The 16,159-nt window shown below is 72.8% G+C and carries 12 protein-coding genes; 7 read left to right on the top strand and 5 right to left on the bottom strand.

What is annotated here, in order from left to right; genetic code table 11:
* Positions 1 to 16: 16 nt before the first annotated feature.
* A complete protein-coding gene (locus tag AB0F98_RS05190; protein ID WP_357728842.1) occupies positions 17 to 1,123 on the bottom strand; it encodes a GNAT family N-acetyltransferase in 1,107 nt (368 codons plus the stop codon).
* Positions 1,120 to 2,274: a GNAT family N-acetyltransferase gene (locus AB0F98_RS05185; RefSeq protein ID WP_357728839.1), complete on the bottom strand. Its 1,155-nt coding sequence runs from the start codon at positions 2,272 to 2,274 to the stop codon at positions 1,120 to 1,122. The genes AB0F98_RS05190 and AB0F98_RS05185 overlap by 4 nt, the downstream gene beginning before the upstream one ends.
* A gap of 170 nt (positions 2,275 to 2,444) precedes the next feature.
* Here AB0F98_RS05185 and secA point away from each other — a divergent pair, with 170 nt between their 5' ends.
* The 5 genes from secA to AB0F98_RS05160 all read left to right on the top strand — a co-directional run bounded on the left by secA (position 2,445) and on the right by AB0F98_RS05160 (position 10,877).
* Positions 2,445 to 5,372 carry a preprotein translocase subunit SecA gene (gene secA, locus AB0F98_RS05180; RefSeq protein ID WP_357728836.1) on the top strand — a complete coding sequence of 976 codons (2,928 nt, stop codon included), beginning with the start codon at positions 2,445 to 2,447 and terminating at the stop codon, positions 5,370 to 5,372.
* A 384-nt stretch (positions 5,373 to 5,756) separates the two neighbouring features.
* A complete protein-coding gene (locus AB0F98_RS05175) occupies positions 5,757 to 6,491 on the top strand; it encodes an ABC transporter ATP-binding protein (RefSeq protein ID WP_357728833.1) in 735 nt (244 codons plus the stop codon).
* A complete protein-coding gene (locus AB0F98_RS05170) occupies positions 6,488 to 9,001 on the top strand; it encodes an ABC transporter permease (RefSeq protein WP_357728831.1) in 2,514 nt (837 codons plus the stop codon). The genes AB0F98_RS05175 and AB0F98_RS05170 overlap by 4 nt, the downstream gene beginning before the upstream one ends.
* A 23-nt stretch (positions 9,002 to 9,024) precedes the next feature.
* Complete coding sequence (locus AB0F98_RS05165) at positions 9,025 to 10,245, top strand: sensor domain-containing protein (RefSeq protein ID WP_357728828.1); 1,221 nt, start codon at positions 9,025 to 9,027, stop codon at positions 10,243 to 10,245.
* Positions 10,233 to 10,877, top strand: a complete 645-nt coding sequence (locus tag AB0F98_RS05160; RefSeq protein ID WP_357728825.1) for a response regulator transcription factor — start codon at positions 10,233 to 10,235, stop codon at positions 10,875 to 10,877. The genes AB0F98_RS05165 and AB0F98_RS05160 overlap by 13 nt, the downstream gene beginning before the upstream one ends.
* 297 nt (positions 10,878 to 11,174) lie before the next feature.
* Here the strand turns inward: AB0F98_RS05160 and AB0F98_RS05155 are convergent, their stop codons facing one another.
* Both AB0F98_RS05155 and AB0F98_RS05150 read right to left on the bottom strand, forming a co-directional pair.
* Complete coding sequence (locus AB0F98_RS05155) at positions 11,175 to 11,777, bottom strand: Rv3235 family protein (RefSeq protein WP_357728822.1); 603 nt, start codon at positions 11,775 to 11,777, stop codon at positions 11,175 to 11,177.
* A gap of 102 nt (positions 11,778 to 11,879) precedes the next feature.
* Positions 11,880 to 12,107 carry a helix-turn-helix domain-containing protein gene (locus AB0F98_RS05150; RefSeq protein WP_076474191.1) on the bottom strand — a complete coding sequence of 76 codons (228 nt, stop codon included), beginning with the start codon at positions 12,105 to 12,107 and terminating at the stop codon, positions 11,880 to 11,882.
* Between the two features lie 216 nt (positions 12,108 to 12,323).
* Between AB0F98_RS05150 and AB0F98_RS05145 the strand changes: the two genes are divergently transcribed.
* On the top strand, positions 12,324 to 12,833 hold the full coding sequence (locus AB0F98_RS05145) for a hypothetical protein (protein WP_357729102.1): 510 nt from the start codon (positions 12,324 to 12,326) through the stop codon (positions 12,831 to 12,833).
* A 72-nt stretch (positions 12,834 to 12,905) separates the two neighbouring features.
* On the opposite strand, the gene AB0F98_RS05140 is transcribed toward AB0F98_RS05145, so the two are convergent.
* Positions 12,906 to 14,066, bottom strand: a complete 1,161-nt coding sequence (locus tag AB0F98_RS05140; protein WP_357728818.1) for a hypothetical protein — start codon at positions 14,064 to 14,066, stop codon at positions 12,906 to 12,908.
* A gap of 352 nt (positions 14,067 to 14,418) precedes the next feature.
* Between AB0F98_RS05140 and pruA the strand changes: the two genes are divergently transcribed.
* Entirely contained in the window at positions 14,419 to 16,047 is a 1,629-nt protein-coding gene (gene pruA, locus AB0F98_RS05135; RefSeq protein WP_357728815.1) for an L-glutamate gamma-semialdehyde dehydrogenase, read from the top strand.
* The last annotated feature ends 112 nt before the right edge of the window (positions 16,048 to 16,159 follow it).

Genomic DNA, 16,159 nt, shown 5'->3' with positions numbered 1-16,159 from the left:
GCGGCCTCCTGATCCGTCAGCGGATCTCACTGGGCAGCAGGCCGAAGACCAGGTCGTCGATCCGGGTACCGGCCAGGCCGGGAAGCCGGCCGCGGAGGAGGCCCTCCCGACGGAAGCCGACGTTCTCCAGGACTCGATGCGACGCGACGTTGTCGGGCATCGTGCCGGCGGTGAGCCGGGCGAGGCCGGCCGGTCCGAAGGCCCAGCCGGCGAGCAGTCGCAGCGCACGGGTGGCGTACCCACGGCCACGCCACTGCGGCAGCAACGCGTAGCCGACCTCGCCCTCACCGGCGTGCGGGTCGCTCACGGAGAGCCCGCAGCTGCCGGCCGGGGCGCCGGTCGCCGAGTCCAGGATCAGCATTCGCGCCAGCTCGCCGGTGAGCCACTGGCTCGCCGCCAGCCGGCAGCGCCGCTCGATCGTGGCGCGGTCCGGCGGTACCGGCGGCGCCTGGTTGGCCACCACCTCCGCCCGGGTGTGCAGCCGGTACATCACGTCGACGTCGTCCGGGCCGAGCGGGCGCAGCGTCACCACGCCGTCGGTCAGCGTGCCTTCCGGAAGGTCGGGCAGTTGTCGCGGGGTCGGCCCGGTCGGGTCGTCGGCGAGGCGTACCCAGGCAACCAGGTCGTGCCGATCGTTGCGACCCTGCCCGGCCGACCGGCGTACGCCCTCGGGCCAGAACCCGGCGGCCAGCGCCACCCGCTGGCTGGCCGTGTTCTCCGCCCGGGTGAGCAGTTCGAGCCGGACGGTGCCGGCGGCGAAGGCCGCCTCGGCCAGCGCGCGGGTGGCGGCCGTGGCGACGCCCCGGCCGCGCGCCCACGGCGCGACCCAGTAGCCGATCTCCGCCTGCCGGCGTTCCGGCACCGGGTGGCTGAGGCCGGCCGTGCCGAGCAGCCGGTCGGTGGTCGGGTCGGCGATCGTGTACGCCGCGCCGCCGGTCGCCCAGGCCGCCGGCGCGCCCTCGGTGATCCACCACCGGGCGTCCTCCTCGGTGTACGGATTCGGCAGGCCGGGCAGGAACCGCTGGATGACCGGGTCGGCGCAGGCGGCGGCCGTGTCCGCCAGGTCGGTCAGCCGGGACGGCCGCAGCCGCACTTCGTACGCCTCGATCACCTCCGGCGTCACGTGAGGTCACCCGGGAGCAGGGCGCCCGTCCAGACGTCCACCCGCTCGCCCCGGTGGGTGAGTCCACCGCGAGCGGTGCCCTCGACGGTGAAGCCGGCCTTCTCGGCGGCTCGACGGGAGGCGGTGTTGCCGACGTTGGCCCGCCACTCGATCCGGGCCAGCCCCAGCGTGGTGAAGCCCCAGGTGCAGAGCGCGGTGAGGGCGGCCGGCACGAACCCCCGGCCCCGGACGGCCGGCGCGGCCAGGTAGCCGACGTCCGCGAGCAGCGGGTCGGTGGGGGAGATCCGCAGGTCGACCGTGCCGGCGAAGCTGTCGTCCGGGCCGGCGATGGCGTAGCACGCGCTGGTGCCGCCGGCCCAGGTGCCGCGGGCGAAGGCGAGGTACGACTCGGCGTCCGACCGCTCGTACGGGTCCGGCACGGTGGTCCAGCGGATGGTCGCCGGGTCGCGGCAGGTCTGCACGACCGCGTCGAGGTCCCGCTCCTCCTGCGCACGCAGCCGTAGCTCCGTGGTGCCGGCGGTGGCGAAGAGAACGGGCTGCGGCCGGCCGAAGACGGCGGCCCGGCGGGCCTCCAGGGTGCCCGAGCCGGCGGGACCGGGTTCGCCCGGCGCGGGCACCTCCCCGGGCAGCAGCGAGCCGATCCAGCCCTCCGGCCGGCCGCCGGGGGACGGGTCGGCGAGCCGGAGCCGCCCGTCGATCCGGAACCCGGTCCGGAGCGCGACCAGCCGGGAGGCGTGGTTGCCGACCTCCGCCTGCCAGATCAGCCGGCGCAGTTTCAGCACGTCGAACGCCCAGCGGGCGACGGCGCGGGCGGCCCGGGTGGTCACGCCTCGGCCGCGTGCCCAGGGCGCCGCCCAGTAACCGATCTCGCCCGTGCCCGCGCGAGTGTCGAGCGCGACGAGCCCGCAGGAGCCGAGCAGCTCCCCGGTGGCGGCGTCGCAGACCGCGAACGGCGCGCCGGTGCCGTCGGCCCAGTCCCGGGGACCGACCTCGGTGACGAACCCGTGGGCGTGTTCGGGCAGGTAAGGGCGGGGTACGGTGGTCCAGCGCTGAATGTCCGGGTCCTGGCAGGCGCGGTACACGTCTTCCGCGTCTTCCGCCCGCCACGGCCGTAGCAGCAGGCCGTCTTCCCTGATCTCCGTGGGCTCCACCCGAGCATGGTGCCGGATCGTTCGCCCACGGCGTAACCGGATATCCACGGCATCCCGGCGTCGGGCGCGCGGTATGTCGGTTTCCGATGAACCGGGCCACCGCCACCAGTGACCATCGGCCCGATGTAGCGCCTACGATGGTTCGAGACTGTCTAGGGGAGCGTTGATCCGTGTCGATTCTGGAAAAGGTCCTTAACGCGGGCGAAGGCCGCATGGTGCGCCGCCTCAAGGCCATCGCCGCCGCCGTCAACTCGATCGAGGACGACTACGTCAACCTCACCGACGACGAACTGCGCGGCATGACCCTGCAGTTCCGTGAGCGGCTCGCCGACGGCGAGACCCTCGACGACCTGCTGCCGGAGGCGTTCGCCGTGGCGCGGGAGGCGGCGGCCCGGGTGCTCGGCCAGCGGCCGTACGACGTCCAGGTGATGGGCGGTGCGGCGCTGCACTTCGGCAACATCGCCGAGATGAAGACCGGTGAGGGCAAGACCCTCACCTCGGTCATGGCGGTCTACCTCAACGCGCTCTCCGGCAAGGGCGTGCACGTGGTCACGGTCAACGACTACCTGGCCCAGCGCGACGCCGCCTGGATGGGCCGGGTGCACGACTTCCTCGGGCTCACCGTCGGCGTGGTGCTGCCCAACCAGCCGGCCTCCGAGCACCGCGCCGCGTACGAGTGCGACATCACCTACGGCACCAACAACGAGTTCGGCTTCGACTACCTGCGCGACAACATGGCCTGGTCGAGGGACGAGCTGGTCCAGCGCGGCCACAACTTCGCGGTGGTCGACGAGGTCGACTCGATCCTCATCGACGAGGCCCGGACGCCGCTGATCATCTCCGGTCCCGCCGAGCACTCCGCCCGCTGGTACAGCGAGTTCGCCGGAGTCGTCGCCCGGCTCCAGCCCGGCACGGACGGCGAGGGCGACTACGAGGTCGACTACGCCAAGCGGACGGTCGCGGTCACCGAGCGGGGTGTGGCCAAGGTCGAGGACCGGCTGGGCATCGACAACCTCTACGAGTCGGTGAACACCCCGCTGGTGGGCTACCTGAACAACGCGATCAAGGCCAAGGAGCTCTACAAGCGCGACAAGGACTACATCGTCAACGAGGGCGAGGTCCTGATCGTCGACGAGTTCACCGGTCGCATCCTCCACGGCCGCCGCTACAACGAGGGCATGCACCAGGCCATCGAGGCCAAGGAGGGGGTGGAGATCAAGCAGGAGAACCAGACCCTGGCCACCATCACCCTCCAGAACTACTTCCGCCTCTACGAGAAGCTGTCCGGAATGACCGGTACCGCGCAGACCGAGGCGAGCGAGTTCAACAAGGTCTACAAGGTCGGCGTGGTCACCATCCCGACCCACCGTCCGATGGTCCGGCAGGACCGGCCCGACGTCATCTACAAGACCGAGAAGGCCAAGTTCAACGCCGTGGTGGAGGACATCGCCGAGCGGCACGAGCAGGGGCAGCCGGTGCTGGTCGGCACCGTCTCGGTGGAGAACTCCGAGATCATCTCCCAGCTGCTGCGCCGCCGCGGCATCCCGCACGCGGTGTTGAACGCCAAGTACCACGCGCGGGAGGCGGAGATCGTCGCCCAGGCCGGGCGCAAGGGCGCGGTCACGGTGGCCACCAACATGGCCGGCCGTGGTACCGACATCCTGCTCGGTGGTAACGCCGAGTTCCTCGCCGCCAACGAGCTGCGCCAGCGCGGCCTCGACCCGGTGGAGAACGAGGAGGAGTACGCCAAGGCGATGGAGGAGGTCCTGCCCACCTGGAAGCAGGCCTGCGACGCCGAGGCGGAGGAGGTCGCCGCAGCCGGCGGTCTCTACGTCCTAGGCACCGAGCGGCACGAGTCCCGCCGGATCGACAACCAGCTGCGCGGTCGTGCCGGCCGGCAGGGTGACCCGGGCGAGTCCCGCTTCTACCTCTCCCTCCAGGACGAGCTGATGCGGCGGTTCCGGGCGGGCGCGGTCGAGGCGGTGATGGAGCGCTTCAACATCCCGGAGGACGTGCCCATCGAGTCGAAGATGGTCACCCGCCAGATCAAGACCGCGCAGGCCCAGATCGAGGGCCAGAACGCCGAGATCCGTAAGAACGTCCTGAAGTACGACGAGGTGCTCAACAAGCAGCGCCAGGTGATCTACGCCGAGCGTCTGCGGGTGCTCAACGGTGAGGACCTCTCGGAGCAGGTCCGCAACATGATCGACGACGTCGTCGAGGCGTACGTGCGGGGTGCCACCTCGGAGGGGTACGGCGAGGACTGGGACCTCGACCAGCTCTGGGCCAGCCTCAAGCAGCTCTACCCGGTCGGTCTGACCATCGAGGAGCTGGAGGAGGAGGCCGGCGGTTCCCGCGCCGGCATGGACGCCGACTTCCTGATCGGCCGCCTCAAGGACGACGCGCACGCCGCGTACGACCGGCGCGAGGAGCAGCTCGGCGAGGAGGCCGTACGGCAGCTCGAGCGGATGGTCCTGCTCCAGGTGATCGACCGGAAGTGGCGCGAGCACCTCTATGAGATGGACTACCTCCAGGAGGGCATCAGCCTCCGTGCGTACGCCCAGCGCGACCCGGTCGTCGAATACCAGCGCGAGGGCTTCGACATGTTCGCCACCATGATGGACGGCATCAAGGAGGAGACCGTCGGCTTCCTCTACAACCTGGAGGTCCAGGTCGCCGAGCCGGAGCCGGAGGCGGAGGCGGAAGAGGTCCAGCTGCTGGAGAAGCCGGTCGAGCTGCGGGCGAAGGGCCTCAACCGGACCCCGCAGCAGCAGGGCTTCCAGTACTCGTCGCCCACCATCGACGGTGAGGCGGGCGCTGGCGGCGTCGCCGTCGAGCAGACCGACCAGCAGGCACCGGCTCTCGGCGTCGGCCGGCGCGCCACGGCCGCCCCGGCCGCACCGGGCACGACCGCTCCCACGGCGCCGCAGCGCCCGGCCAGTGGGATGAGCGGACCGGCCGTCGCGGCCGGCTCCGCCCGCCGCCCGGCACCCGGGCAGGTCGATGCCGGCAACGGACCGTCCCGCAACGCGCCCTGCCCGTGCGGCTCCGGCCGCAAGTACAAGCGGTGCCACGGTGCACCCGGCGGCGGAGCCTGACAGGTCCTCGCTTCACCTTCCGAGACGCCTCGGGGCCCTAACGCCCCGAGGCGTCTCGCCGTTTCCGGCCTGGCCTCACCTGCCGGCCTGGCCTCACCTGAGTGCATGGCCGGTCCACTTGGCCCGGCCCGGGACGCTTGGCCTGACCGGTCCGCTCGGTCCGTTCCGGCCCGCCCACGCGGCCGCCCGGCCCGTTCGGCCTGAACCGGTCCGGCGGGGTGCGCGGCACGTGCGGGGGGGTGATCCACTCGCCTTCAACGAAGTCGGGGCGCCCCAACGTGCCGGACACCCCGACCTCTCTGATCGTGGGAGCGGGTAGGGCTGGCCCTACCCCGAGGATCCAAGGCTGCCATGTGTTGCGCGGCGCCGCCGGCGACCAGGCTGATGACCATGACACCAACGGTCGTCGAGGTCCTCGACGTGACGAAGAGCTACTCGAGCGGTGCCGGCGCGCGGGCGCTCAATGGTGTGTCGGTGGGCTTCGCCGCCGGCACGTTCTGCGCCGTGATGGGCCCGTCGGGATCCGGCAAGTCAACGCTGCTGCACTGCGCAGCCGGGCTGGACCGGCCGGACAGTGGCCGCGTGCTGCTGGCCGGGCAGGAGATCAGCGGGCTCCGCGAGCCGAAGCTGACCGCGGCGCGGTGCCGGCGGGTCGGCTTCGTGTTCCAGTCGTACAACCTGATGGACTCGCTGTCCGTCTGGCACAACGTCCTGCTGCCGCAACGGCTGGCGGGAGTGCGGCCGGATCGCGCCTGGGCGCGTGAGGTCATGCAGCGGGTGGGGCTCGCCGGCCGCGAGAACGACCGGCCAGGTCAGTTGTCCGGTGGCCAGCGGCAGCGCGTCGCGCTCGCCCGGGCGCTCGCCGGGCGGCCGGAAGTGATCTTCGCAGACGAGCCCACCGGCGCCCTCGACCTGTCCACCGGGCGTGAGGTGCTGGCGCTGCTGCGCGAGGCCGTGGACGGCTTCGGTACCGCCGTCATCATGGTCACCCACGACCCGGCGGCCGCCGCGTGGGCGGACCGCGTGGTGTTCCTCGCCGACGGGCGGATCGTCTCCGAGCTGGCGGACCCGACGGTCGAGAAGGTGGCGGCGCAGATGATGGCGGTGAGCGCCCGATGATGCGACTCGCGCTCGGCTCGCTGCGTCGGCACCGCGGCGCGTACGTGGGCACCTTCCTCGCGGCCTTTCTCGCCGTGGCGCTGCTGGCCGGCGCCGGCCTGCTGCTGTTCTCGGTGCTGACCGCCAAGCCTCCGGCCGATCGTTTCGCCGCTGCCGAGGTGGTGCTCTCCGGTGACCGCGAGGTCACCCTGCAGACGGTCAAGAAAAAGAAGAAGGACAAGATCAAGACGAAGATCAAGAGCGAGCGGCTGACCGGCGCCGGCACGCTGCCGGCCGACCTGGCCGCCCGGATCGCTGCCGTGCCCGGGGTCGCGGAGGCGGTTGCCGACTACGCGTTCCCGGTGGCGTTCCCGGTGCCCGGCGAGCACGGCGCGCCTGTCGTCGGCCACGGTTGGGCGTCCGCGGCGCTCACCCCGTACGTGTTGAGAGAGGGCAGCCCGCCGGCGGCGGGCGAGGTGGTGATCGACGCGGACCTGGCCGCGCGCGGCGACCTGTCCGTCGGGGACCAGGTCCAGATCATGACAAGGACGGGAGTTCGGGCGCTGCGCCTGTCCGGCGTCGCCACTCCCGCCGGGCGGGACAACCTGCCGGCCCAGGGTGCGGTGTTCCTGGCCGACCGGGAGGCCCCGACCGTGTCCGGTCTGGACGGTCCGACCGCGATCGGGGTGCTGGCCGCGCCAGGCGGGGACCGCGCCGCGCTGACGGCGGGTGTACGGGCGGTGGCCGGCGACGTCTCTCTGCTCACCGGCGCCGACAAGGTACGCGGTGACCTGCCCGGGGCGCTGCCGGACTACATCGGACCGATCTCCATCTTCGGCTTCACGATCGGCATCACCGCCTTCGCCGCCGTCTTCGTGCTCACCGGCACGGTCGCGCTGGGCGTGCGGCAGCGACTGCGCGAGCTGGCTCTGCTGCGCACCGCGGGGGCGACCCCGGGACAGCTGCGCCGGCTGCTCGGGCTGGAAAGTGTGGTGCTCGCGGCTGTCGCGGCGGTGCCGGCGATGCCACTCGGGGTGGTGGTGGCCCAGGTGGTAGCCACCCGGTTCCGTGCTCTCGGCGCGGTGCCGGCGCAGTTCACCGTCGGCCTGAACGTGCTGGTCCTGGCCGGCGCGGCCGTGGCCGGCGTGCTGGTGACGTTCATCGCGGCCCGGGTGGCCGGCCGACGAGCGGTGCGGATCGCGCCGACGCAGGCGCTGGCGGAGACCGCCACCGCCCCGCGCGGCGGCCTGCTGGTTCGCGTGCTCGCCGCCCTCGTCACCGGGGGCGGGGCGGTAGCGGTGCTGACCTTCGTACCGCTGGGCGGACCGCTCGGCATGGGCATGAGTTTCGTGTCGTCCGCGCTGCTGCTCTGCGCGGTGGCCGCACTCGGCCCGCTGCCGGTGCGGGCCCTGACCGCCGTTGTCGGCCGCCTGACCGTTGTCACCGGGGTGAGCGGCTGGCTGGCCGGCACGGTCGCCCGGGTGGAGAGCCGGCGGGTGGCGGCGGTCGCCGTGCCGCTGGTGCTGATGTTCGCCATCAACGCCACGATGCTGCTGAACAGCTCACTGCTCGGCGATCTCACCGCCGATGAACACGCCGCCCGGAACGCGCCCGCGACAGCCCAGGTGGTCGGCCCCGGCGGGCTGCCGCTCGACGCGGTCGGCGACCTGGCCGCGCTGCCCGGTGTCAGCGGCGCCGCGGCGACGCTGCCGACCCGGGCGATCGTCGCGCAGGGCGGCAAGCCGGAGGACTACCCGTCGCAAGGGCTGCTCACCGCCGGGCGCGAGGCGGCCATCGACCTTGATGTCCGGGACGGGCAGATCGGTGGCAAGGCCACCTTCGCGGCCAGCGCGTACCTGGTTGAGCAGCAGGGCTGGCGGGTCGGCGACGAGGTACCGATCTGGCTGGCCGACGGGCACCAGGTCACGCTGCGCCTGGCCGCGGTGTACGAGCGGGCCCGGGGCTTCGGCGACATGGCGCTGCCCGCCGACCTGGTCGCCGCGCACGACCCGCGCGGTCTGGTGGCGGCCGTCTCGCTGCGCTACCACGGAGACGTGGCGCCCCTCATCCGGGAACGCTGGCCGGCACTGCGGGTCACCCCGGCCGTCGAGGCGGTCCGTGCCGGCGACGCACAGAACCAGCAGGGCGCCTGGGAACTGATGGTGGTCGTCTCCCTCGGCTTCACCGCCATCGCCGTGGTCAACACGTTCGCGATCGCCACCGCGGCCCGCCGACGTGAGTACGCCGACCTGCGGCTGGCCGGGGCGACCGCGGGCCAGGTGCACCGGATGGTCACCGGTGAGGCGGCAGTCGTCGTGACCGTCGGGCTGCTGCTCGGCATGGCGGTCACCGGCATCGTGGTGGGCGCGTTCAGCACCGCCCAGGACGGGATGTTCCGGCTGATCGTGGACCCGGCGACCTACCTCGGCATGCTGGCCGGGCTCGCGGCCCTGGGTATGGCCGCCGGCGCCCTGCCGATCCGGCTCGTCCTGCGCCGCGGCGCGCTGCCGGCCGTCGCCGACGTTCGCTGATCATGGTCGCTATGGTGGTGCCGGTGAAGACGACTGGGCGGGCGCTGGGATACCTGGCGAGCGGCGTCCCCGCCGGGATGGTGGGTCTCCTCTGGACCGTGGCCGCGACCCTGGCAGTCGGTCTGCTCGCGCTGACCCACCTCGGCGGGCCGATCTTCCTCGGCATCGCCTGGGTGACCCGCCGGCTCGCCACCGCGGAGCGGCGGCGGGCCGGCTGGGTCCTCGGCCAGCCGATCGCGTCGCCCTACATTCCGGTCGCCGCCGACACGATCAGGCGGCGGGTCGCCGAGGTCGCCGGCCAGCCGGCCACCTGGCGGGACGTGGTCTGGCTGGTGGTGCTGTTCCCGATCGGCCTCGCCGGCGGTCTCGCCGGCGTGGTGATCGTGGCCGTCGACCTGGGCGCCATCGCCGCACCGGCGTGGGCCTGGGCGGTGCCGAACCCGCACGCACCGTTCCCCATGAAACCGCTGTTGACGACCACGCCGGGCCGCTTCGGTCTGACTCTCATCGGGCTCGCGCTGCTGCCACTTACGGTGTGGCTGCTGCGCACCCTGGCCCGCGCCCAGACCACCGCCGCCCGTGCGCTGCTGGCGCCCGGCCTGCACACCCACCTGGCGCAGGAGAACGCCCGGCTCGCGCAGACCCGGGCCCGGGTGGTCGACGCCCAGGCCGCAGAACTGCGCCGGATCGAGCGCGACCTGCACGACGGCGCCCAGGCCCGGATCGTGGCCGCCGGCATGACCCTGGCGCTCGCGGCCCGCAAGCTGCGCAGCGGCGCGACGGCCGAGCCCGACGTCGAGCTGGCCAGGCGCCAGCTCGACGAGGCCCTTGCCGAACTGCGCCGGCTGGTGCGCGGTATCCACCCTCCGATCCTGACCGACCGGGGGATGTACGCGGCCCTCGCAGCGCTGGCCGCCGACAGCCCGCTGAGGGTGGAGCTACGCGGCGACCCGCAGGCGCGATATTCGCCGGCCGTGGAGTCGGCGGCCTACTTCGTCGTCGCCGAGGGCCTCACCAACGCCGGCAAGCACGCTGAAGCGGCCAGCTGCGTCATCGAACTGACCCGGACCGTCACGACGATCGTCGTGAGACTCACCGACGACGGCCGTGGCGGCGCCGATCCGTCCGGTGCCGGCCTCGACGGCCTACGCCGGCGGGTGGAGGCCCTCGACGGCACGCTGACCATCACCAGCCCGCCCGGCGGGCCGACCGTAATGCGGGCGGAGTTCCCATGCGCATCGTGATCGCCGAAGACCTGTTGCTGCTGCGCGACGGCATCGTGCGGCTGCTCACCGATACCGGTCACACGGTCGTCGCCGCGGTGGACACCGCACCCGGCCTGCTCGCCGCATGCGACGAGCACCGGCCGGACCTGGCCGTCGTCGACGTACGGCTACCGCCCGGATTCCGCGACGAGGGGCTGCGCGCTGCGCTCCACCTGCGCGCCGAGGACGCGGGCGCGCGGGTGCTGATCCTGTCCCAGTACGTGGAGCGGACGTACGCAGCGGAGCTGCTGGCCGACGGCCGGGGCGGGGTCGGGTACCTGCTCAAGGACCGGGTGACCGCGCTCGACGACTTCCTCGACGCGATCGACCGGGTGGCGGCAGGCGGCACCGTGATGGACCCGGAGGTGGTCCGGCAGCTGTTCACCCGTAACAGCCGTAATGGCGGCATCGGGGCGCTCACCCCACGCGAGCGGGAAGTACTTGGCCTGATGGCTCAGGGCCTGTCGAACGCGGCGATCTGCGCCGCGCTGGTACTCGCGCCCGTCTCGGTCGAGAAACACATCACGAACATCTTCGCCAAGCTCGAACTGGCCCCGGACGACGACGCGCACCGCCGTGTCCGCGCCGTTCTGGCCTACCTCAACCAGTGACTCCGACCATGCCTGAGGTGTCTGCGGACGTTTTTCTCGTCGGGGGTGAACCGTTCGGCATACTCGCCGACGGCCGCGGGGACGCCGCTCGTCGCGGCTGCATCGAACCCAGCACCAGATCGCACGTGTCGCAGCCGGTCCCGCGGGCACCCTCGGCGTGCTGCCAGAGTTGGGCCGCGTCCGCGTCCGCTGGCGCGACCGCGGCCGACCATCGACGCTTCGCCTCGAACCGCCCGCGCCCCAGGCCGGACGACGTAGGCCGCCCCCACCGACGGCACGCGCCGCTCGGTGTCGGCTTCACAGGACGTGCAGTGCGGTGCAGAGCCAGCGGCCGCGGCGGTGTTCCAGGCGAAGTGCGAGCGCCCAGCTGCGTCCGGCGGCGCCGCTGAGCACCGCGGCCACCTCGACCGCCCCGGCCCGGGGCTCGCTTGCGCGTAGGCGACGCACCCGGACGGTGGGTCGGGCGGACCGGGCCGCGCGGCGGCGTGGCGGTCCGATGCGGCTGGCGGCCCGCGACAGTTCGGGCAGGAGGTCGTGCGCCCGGGGCGGATCGAGCAGGGAGCGTAGCTGCGCTGGCGGCCGATAGCCGTTGAGCACCTCCACGCACGTCGAGACGAAGCGGTGTGCCGCGCGGGTCGCTTCCGGGGTGGCGGTGACCAGGGCATCGGGCGGCAGTGGCGTGGCCGGGCCACGCCCCGGACCGGTGGGCGCCGGCCGGAGCCCGGCTCGCCGTGCCGGCGGGTGACCGATGTCGGGCCGGTTCGGCGCGAACAGGTCGAGAGCGAGCTGACCGTGGGTGGGTGGCGACCAGCCGATCTCGTCGTCGACGTACGGCGGGTCGAGCGGCGGCGCGGGGCGGAGGCGGATGGGGGGCCGGGACGGCCCGGGACTACGGTTCATCGGCTGCTCCCAAACCCTACGTTTACCTTCGTTTGCCTTCGACCAGCTCCTATTGTCAGGCAGGACAGAGTCATCGGTCAATGGCGTGCCGTTCTCGTCCGACTACTCGGCGTCGCGCTCGGTCAGTGGATTGCTGCGTACCCAGTCGGCGGTCTCCGCGTACTTCTGCTGGATGTACTCCTCCAGCCGGGCGCGCTCCACACGCCACTGGCCGCGTCCGCCGATCTTGATCGCGGGCAGTTCGCCGCTGCGCACCATGTGGTAGACCTGCGAATCCGACACGTTCAGCTCAGCGGCCACGTCGGAGAGGAGCAGGAACCTCGGCTCCACGGAAACTCCCTCGGTTGGGTTCGGTTGCTTCAGTTTGCCATCGTCACCGTGCGAACCACAGCATCGGTGCCGCTCCGCCGCCCTGCCAGGCCGTCGGACACACCGGCCCGGAACTTCCACCGGCCGGACGCGGGGTGTATGACGGTCACGGCGTACGGCATGATCTGCGCCCGGACCGGCGCGAAGCCGGTGGAGGACCTGAGCGGGGAGACGACCGTGACCGACCAGCTTGTCCGGGTGTACGTTCCGGCGACCGTACCGACGCTGGCCCGGCTGCGCGAGCACGGGCTGGCCGCCGCCGAGGCGCACGCGGTCACCCCGGCCCTGCGGGAGTGGTACGCCGAGGGCGACGAGGAGGAGTTGGAGTACGTCGCCTTCACCCGTGCCGCCCAGGATGCGCTGCAACTGCTCCGGGCCGATCCCGGCGCCCCCCGCCGCCGGGTGGTGGTCTCGGCCGATCTGCCGGCCGCCGCTGTCGGACGGGCCGACGGGGAGCTCGGCTCGAGCACCGTCGCGTTGACGGGTGCGGTGCCGGTGAGTGCCGTGGCGGCCATCCACGTGGACGGCGCGGAGGCGGTCGAGGAGGTCGCCGCAGCGGCCGAGGTGGTGGTCGAGGCGCTCGCCGGGGACCCGGACGCCCAGTTCACCGTCGACGGCGCCGAGGACCACGAGTTGGAGTGGTACGACGTCACCGAGCTCGACCTGCTCCTGCGTACCGTCTCCTGACGGCTCGGTTCCGCGCCGGCCGGAGGTCGGCTGGGAGACCGCCGCCCGTCCGCTGCGACCGGGCTCGTCCGGTCAGCGGCCGGCGCCGGCCGCCACCGGGTCCTCGGCCGGGTCGTCCTCGGTCTGCGTCGAGCCGAGCGTGCGCCCGAACGCGATGAGCGCGGTCAGCGCCCCCACGAAGAGCACCCAGATGCCGTTGTCCACGCGGGAGGTGCCGAGCATGGTCTGCGCGACGGAGTCCGCCTCACTGAGCGCGCCGGCCAGGTCGAGCAGGGAGCGCCCGCCGACCCGGATGATCACCTCGGCCAGCAGCAGGAACAGCCCCGGCCCGGCGCCGGCCAGCAGGTACGCCGGCCAGCGGGGCAGCGTCGCGGCCGGATCGCGGCGGATCGTGCGACGCTTCGCCCAGGTCAGGTACGCGAAGGCCAGCAGCCCCGCCACCAGTCCGGCGAGCAGGGACTCGGTGCGCGACACCCACTTGGCGGCGTTCACCAGCGACTCCTGGGTTTCGCCCGCGCCGAAGAGGTCGAAGAGCGGATCCCGGACCCGGCTGAACGCGACCACGAAGATCAGTGCGCCGAGCGCCGAGGCGGACACCGCGCCGACGACCGGGGCGTTGCGGGCGCCGGCCACCGCGCCGCCGATGATCGCCGCGGCGGCGGTCGTGCCGGCGATGACGTTGGTGGTGGCGTTGTCGGCGTAGGTGAGGTTGATGGCCAGCGCGGCGACCAGCCCGACCAGCATGCCGGCGCCGATCGCGCCCACGAAGCGCAGGGTGATTCCGCCGCCGTACCGGCGGCCCAGGGCATTGCCGCCGGCGAGGGCGACCGCGGCGCCGGCCACCAGCGCGGCCGAGATCACTCCGGGCAGCGCGAAGGCGGAGAGGCTGATCACGGTGACGCCGGCCTCGGCCGAGTGGATCGCCTCGCGGGTCGACCAGAGCATCGCGGCCAGCCAGCCCAGCGACACCAGCGCGAGCAGGGCCGCGGCGGGCGCCGGCACGGGGCCGGTGATCCGAGCGGAGTCCTCGCCGTCGACCGCGTCCTCGACGTCCGTCCGGTCGCCGGCCGGGTCGTGGTCCACCGCCGCCTCGGCCTGGTGTGCGGCCGGCTCGTCGCTGGCGGGGTCGATGACCGGCGCCGGGCCGGCCGCACCGGCCGTGGTCTCCGGTGTGTCGCCGACCGCGTCCTGGTCCGGCTGCGCGGCGTCGGAGCCGCCGGGCTGCTTGGTCATGGTCTTCCCTTCACGGGGTCGGCAGGTCACCGACCATCCAGGGTAGCCGCCTCCGGTGCCCGCCCCGCGCGCCCGCCACCTGCCCGTCCCGCGCCCGCCACCTGCCCGTCGCGCGGCGTCCGCGCCCTGAAGTGGGTCCGCGAACATGTGCGCGATCGAGGGCGATCACCCGATCATCGGGCGCTCGTCCGAGCGTGGCGACGGGGAAGCACGACGGTCACCTGCCCGTGAAACAATCTCCCCAGGTCCCGCCGTCGTGGCCGGTCAACCCGGTGCGTCGTGCGGCCCGGCCGTCCGGTCGGTGCCCGCGGGTCCGGTTCCGCCACCGCTGTCGAGATCGCCAGGAGCCTTCATGGACGCCGTGTTCTCCGTCCCCGAACCGCGCAATGAGCCGGTACGCACCTACGAGCCGGGCAGTGCCGACCGGGAGCGGCTCCAGCGGCGGCTCACCCAGCTCGCCGCCGAGCGCATCGACCTGCCGATGACCATCGCTGGTGAGCAGCGGATGGCGGGCGGCGCGTCGATCGACGTGGTTCAGCCGCACAAGCGCGCGCACGTGCTCGGCGTCACCGCCCACGCCACGCACGACGACGCCCGCGCCGCCGTCAAGGCCGCGAAGGCCGCCGCCCCGATGTGGCGGGCGCTGCCGTTCGAGGAGCGTGCGGCGATCTTCCTGCGCGCGGCCGAGCTGCTCTCCGGCCCGTGGCGGGACACCCTGAACGCGGCCACCATGCTCGGCCAGTCGAAGACGGTCGTGCAGGCGGAGATCGACGCGGCCTGCGAGTTCATCGACTTCCTTCGGTTCAACGTCCACTTCGCCCGCCGCCTCCTCGCCGAGCAGCCGCTCTCCTCGGCCGGCACGTGGAACCGGTTCGACCACCGCCCGCTCGAGGGCTTCATCTACGCGGTGACCCCGTTCAACTTCACCGCCATCGCCGGCAACCTGCCGTCGGCGCCGGCGCTGCTGGGCAACACGGTGGTCTGGAAGCCGGGCCCGACCCAGCAGTTCGCCGCGCACTTCACCATGCGCCTGTTCGAGGCGGCGGGCCTCCCGCCCGGTGTGATCAACATGGTCACCGGTCGCGGCGAAGAGGTCTCCGACGTGGTGCTCGCCGACCCGGACCTGGCCGGCATCCACTTCACGGGCTCCACGAAGGTCTTCCAGCACCTGTGGCGGACGGTGGGCGAGAACATCTCCCGCTACCGGGGCTACCCGCGCCTGGTCGGCGAGACCGGTGGCAAGGACTTCGTCGTGGCGCACACCAGCGCCGACGTCGACGCGCTGCACACCGCGCTGATCCGCGGCGCCTACGAGTACCAGGGCCAGAAGTGCTCGGCCGCGTCCCGTGCGTACATCCCCCGCTCCATCTGGGAGGGCGGCCTGCGTGACCGGCTCGCCGCCACGGCGGACGGGCTGGCGTACGGCGACGTCACGGACTTCAGCAACTTCGGTGGCGCGGTGATCGACGACAAGGCGTTCGCCCGGCACACCGCCGCGCTGGAGCTGATCTCCGGCGACGACACCTGCCGGATCCTGGCCGGCGGCACCGCGGACGATTCGGTCGGGTACTTCGTCCGGCCGACCCTCTTCGAGTGCAGCGACGCCGCCCACGAGACGTTCACCACCGAGTACTTCGGGCCGATCCTCGGCGTGCACGTCTTCGACGACGCCCGCTTCGACGAGGTGGTGGCGCAGGCCGAGTCGATCGCGCCGTACGCCCTCACCGGGTCGATCTTCGCGACGGACCGCGAGGTGGTCGACCGGGTGGCGGAGAAGATGCGGTACGCGGCCGGCAACTTCTACATCAACGACAAGCCGACCGGCGCGGTGGTCGGGCAGCAGCCGTTCGGTGGTGCGCGGGCGAGCGGCACCAACGACAAGGCGGGCTCCTGGCACAACCTGGTCCGCTGGATGTCGCCGCGGACGATCAAGGAGACGTTCGTGCCGCCGACGGACCACACCTACCCGCACATGGGCTGAGCGGACGTCTGAGGGCCCCCTGCTCCGGTAGGGGGCCCTCAGCGCCTTAACGGACTGTCGTCGGCCGACAGTGCACATTGGAAGACCTGTTGGGTGGCAAACCGTCAAATCC

The sequence above is a fragment of the Micromonospora sp. NPDC023737 genome (genome assembly GCF_040639715.1).
Lineage (GTDB): Bacteria > Actinomycetota > Actinomycetes > Mycobacteriales > Micromonosporaceae > Micromonospora.
Note: the sequence above shows the minus strand (reverse complement) of the source record. Positions and strands in the feature narration are given on the sequence as shown.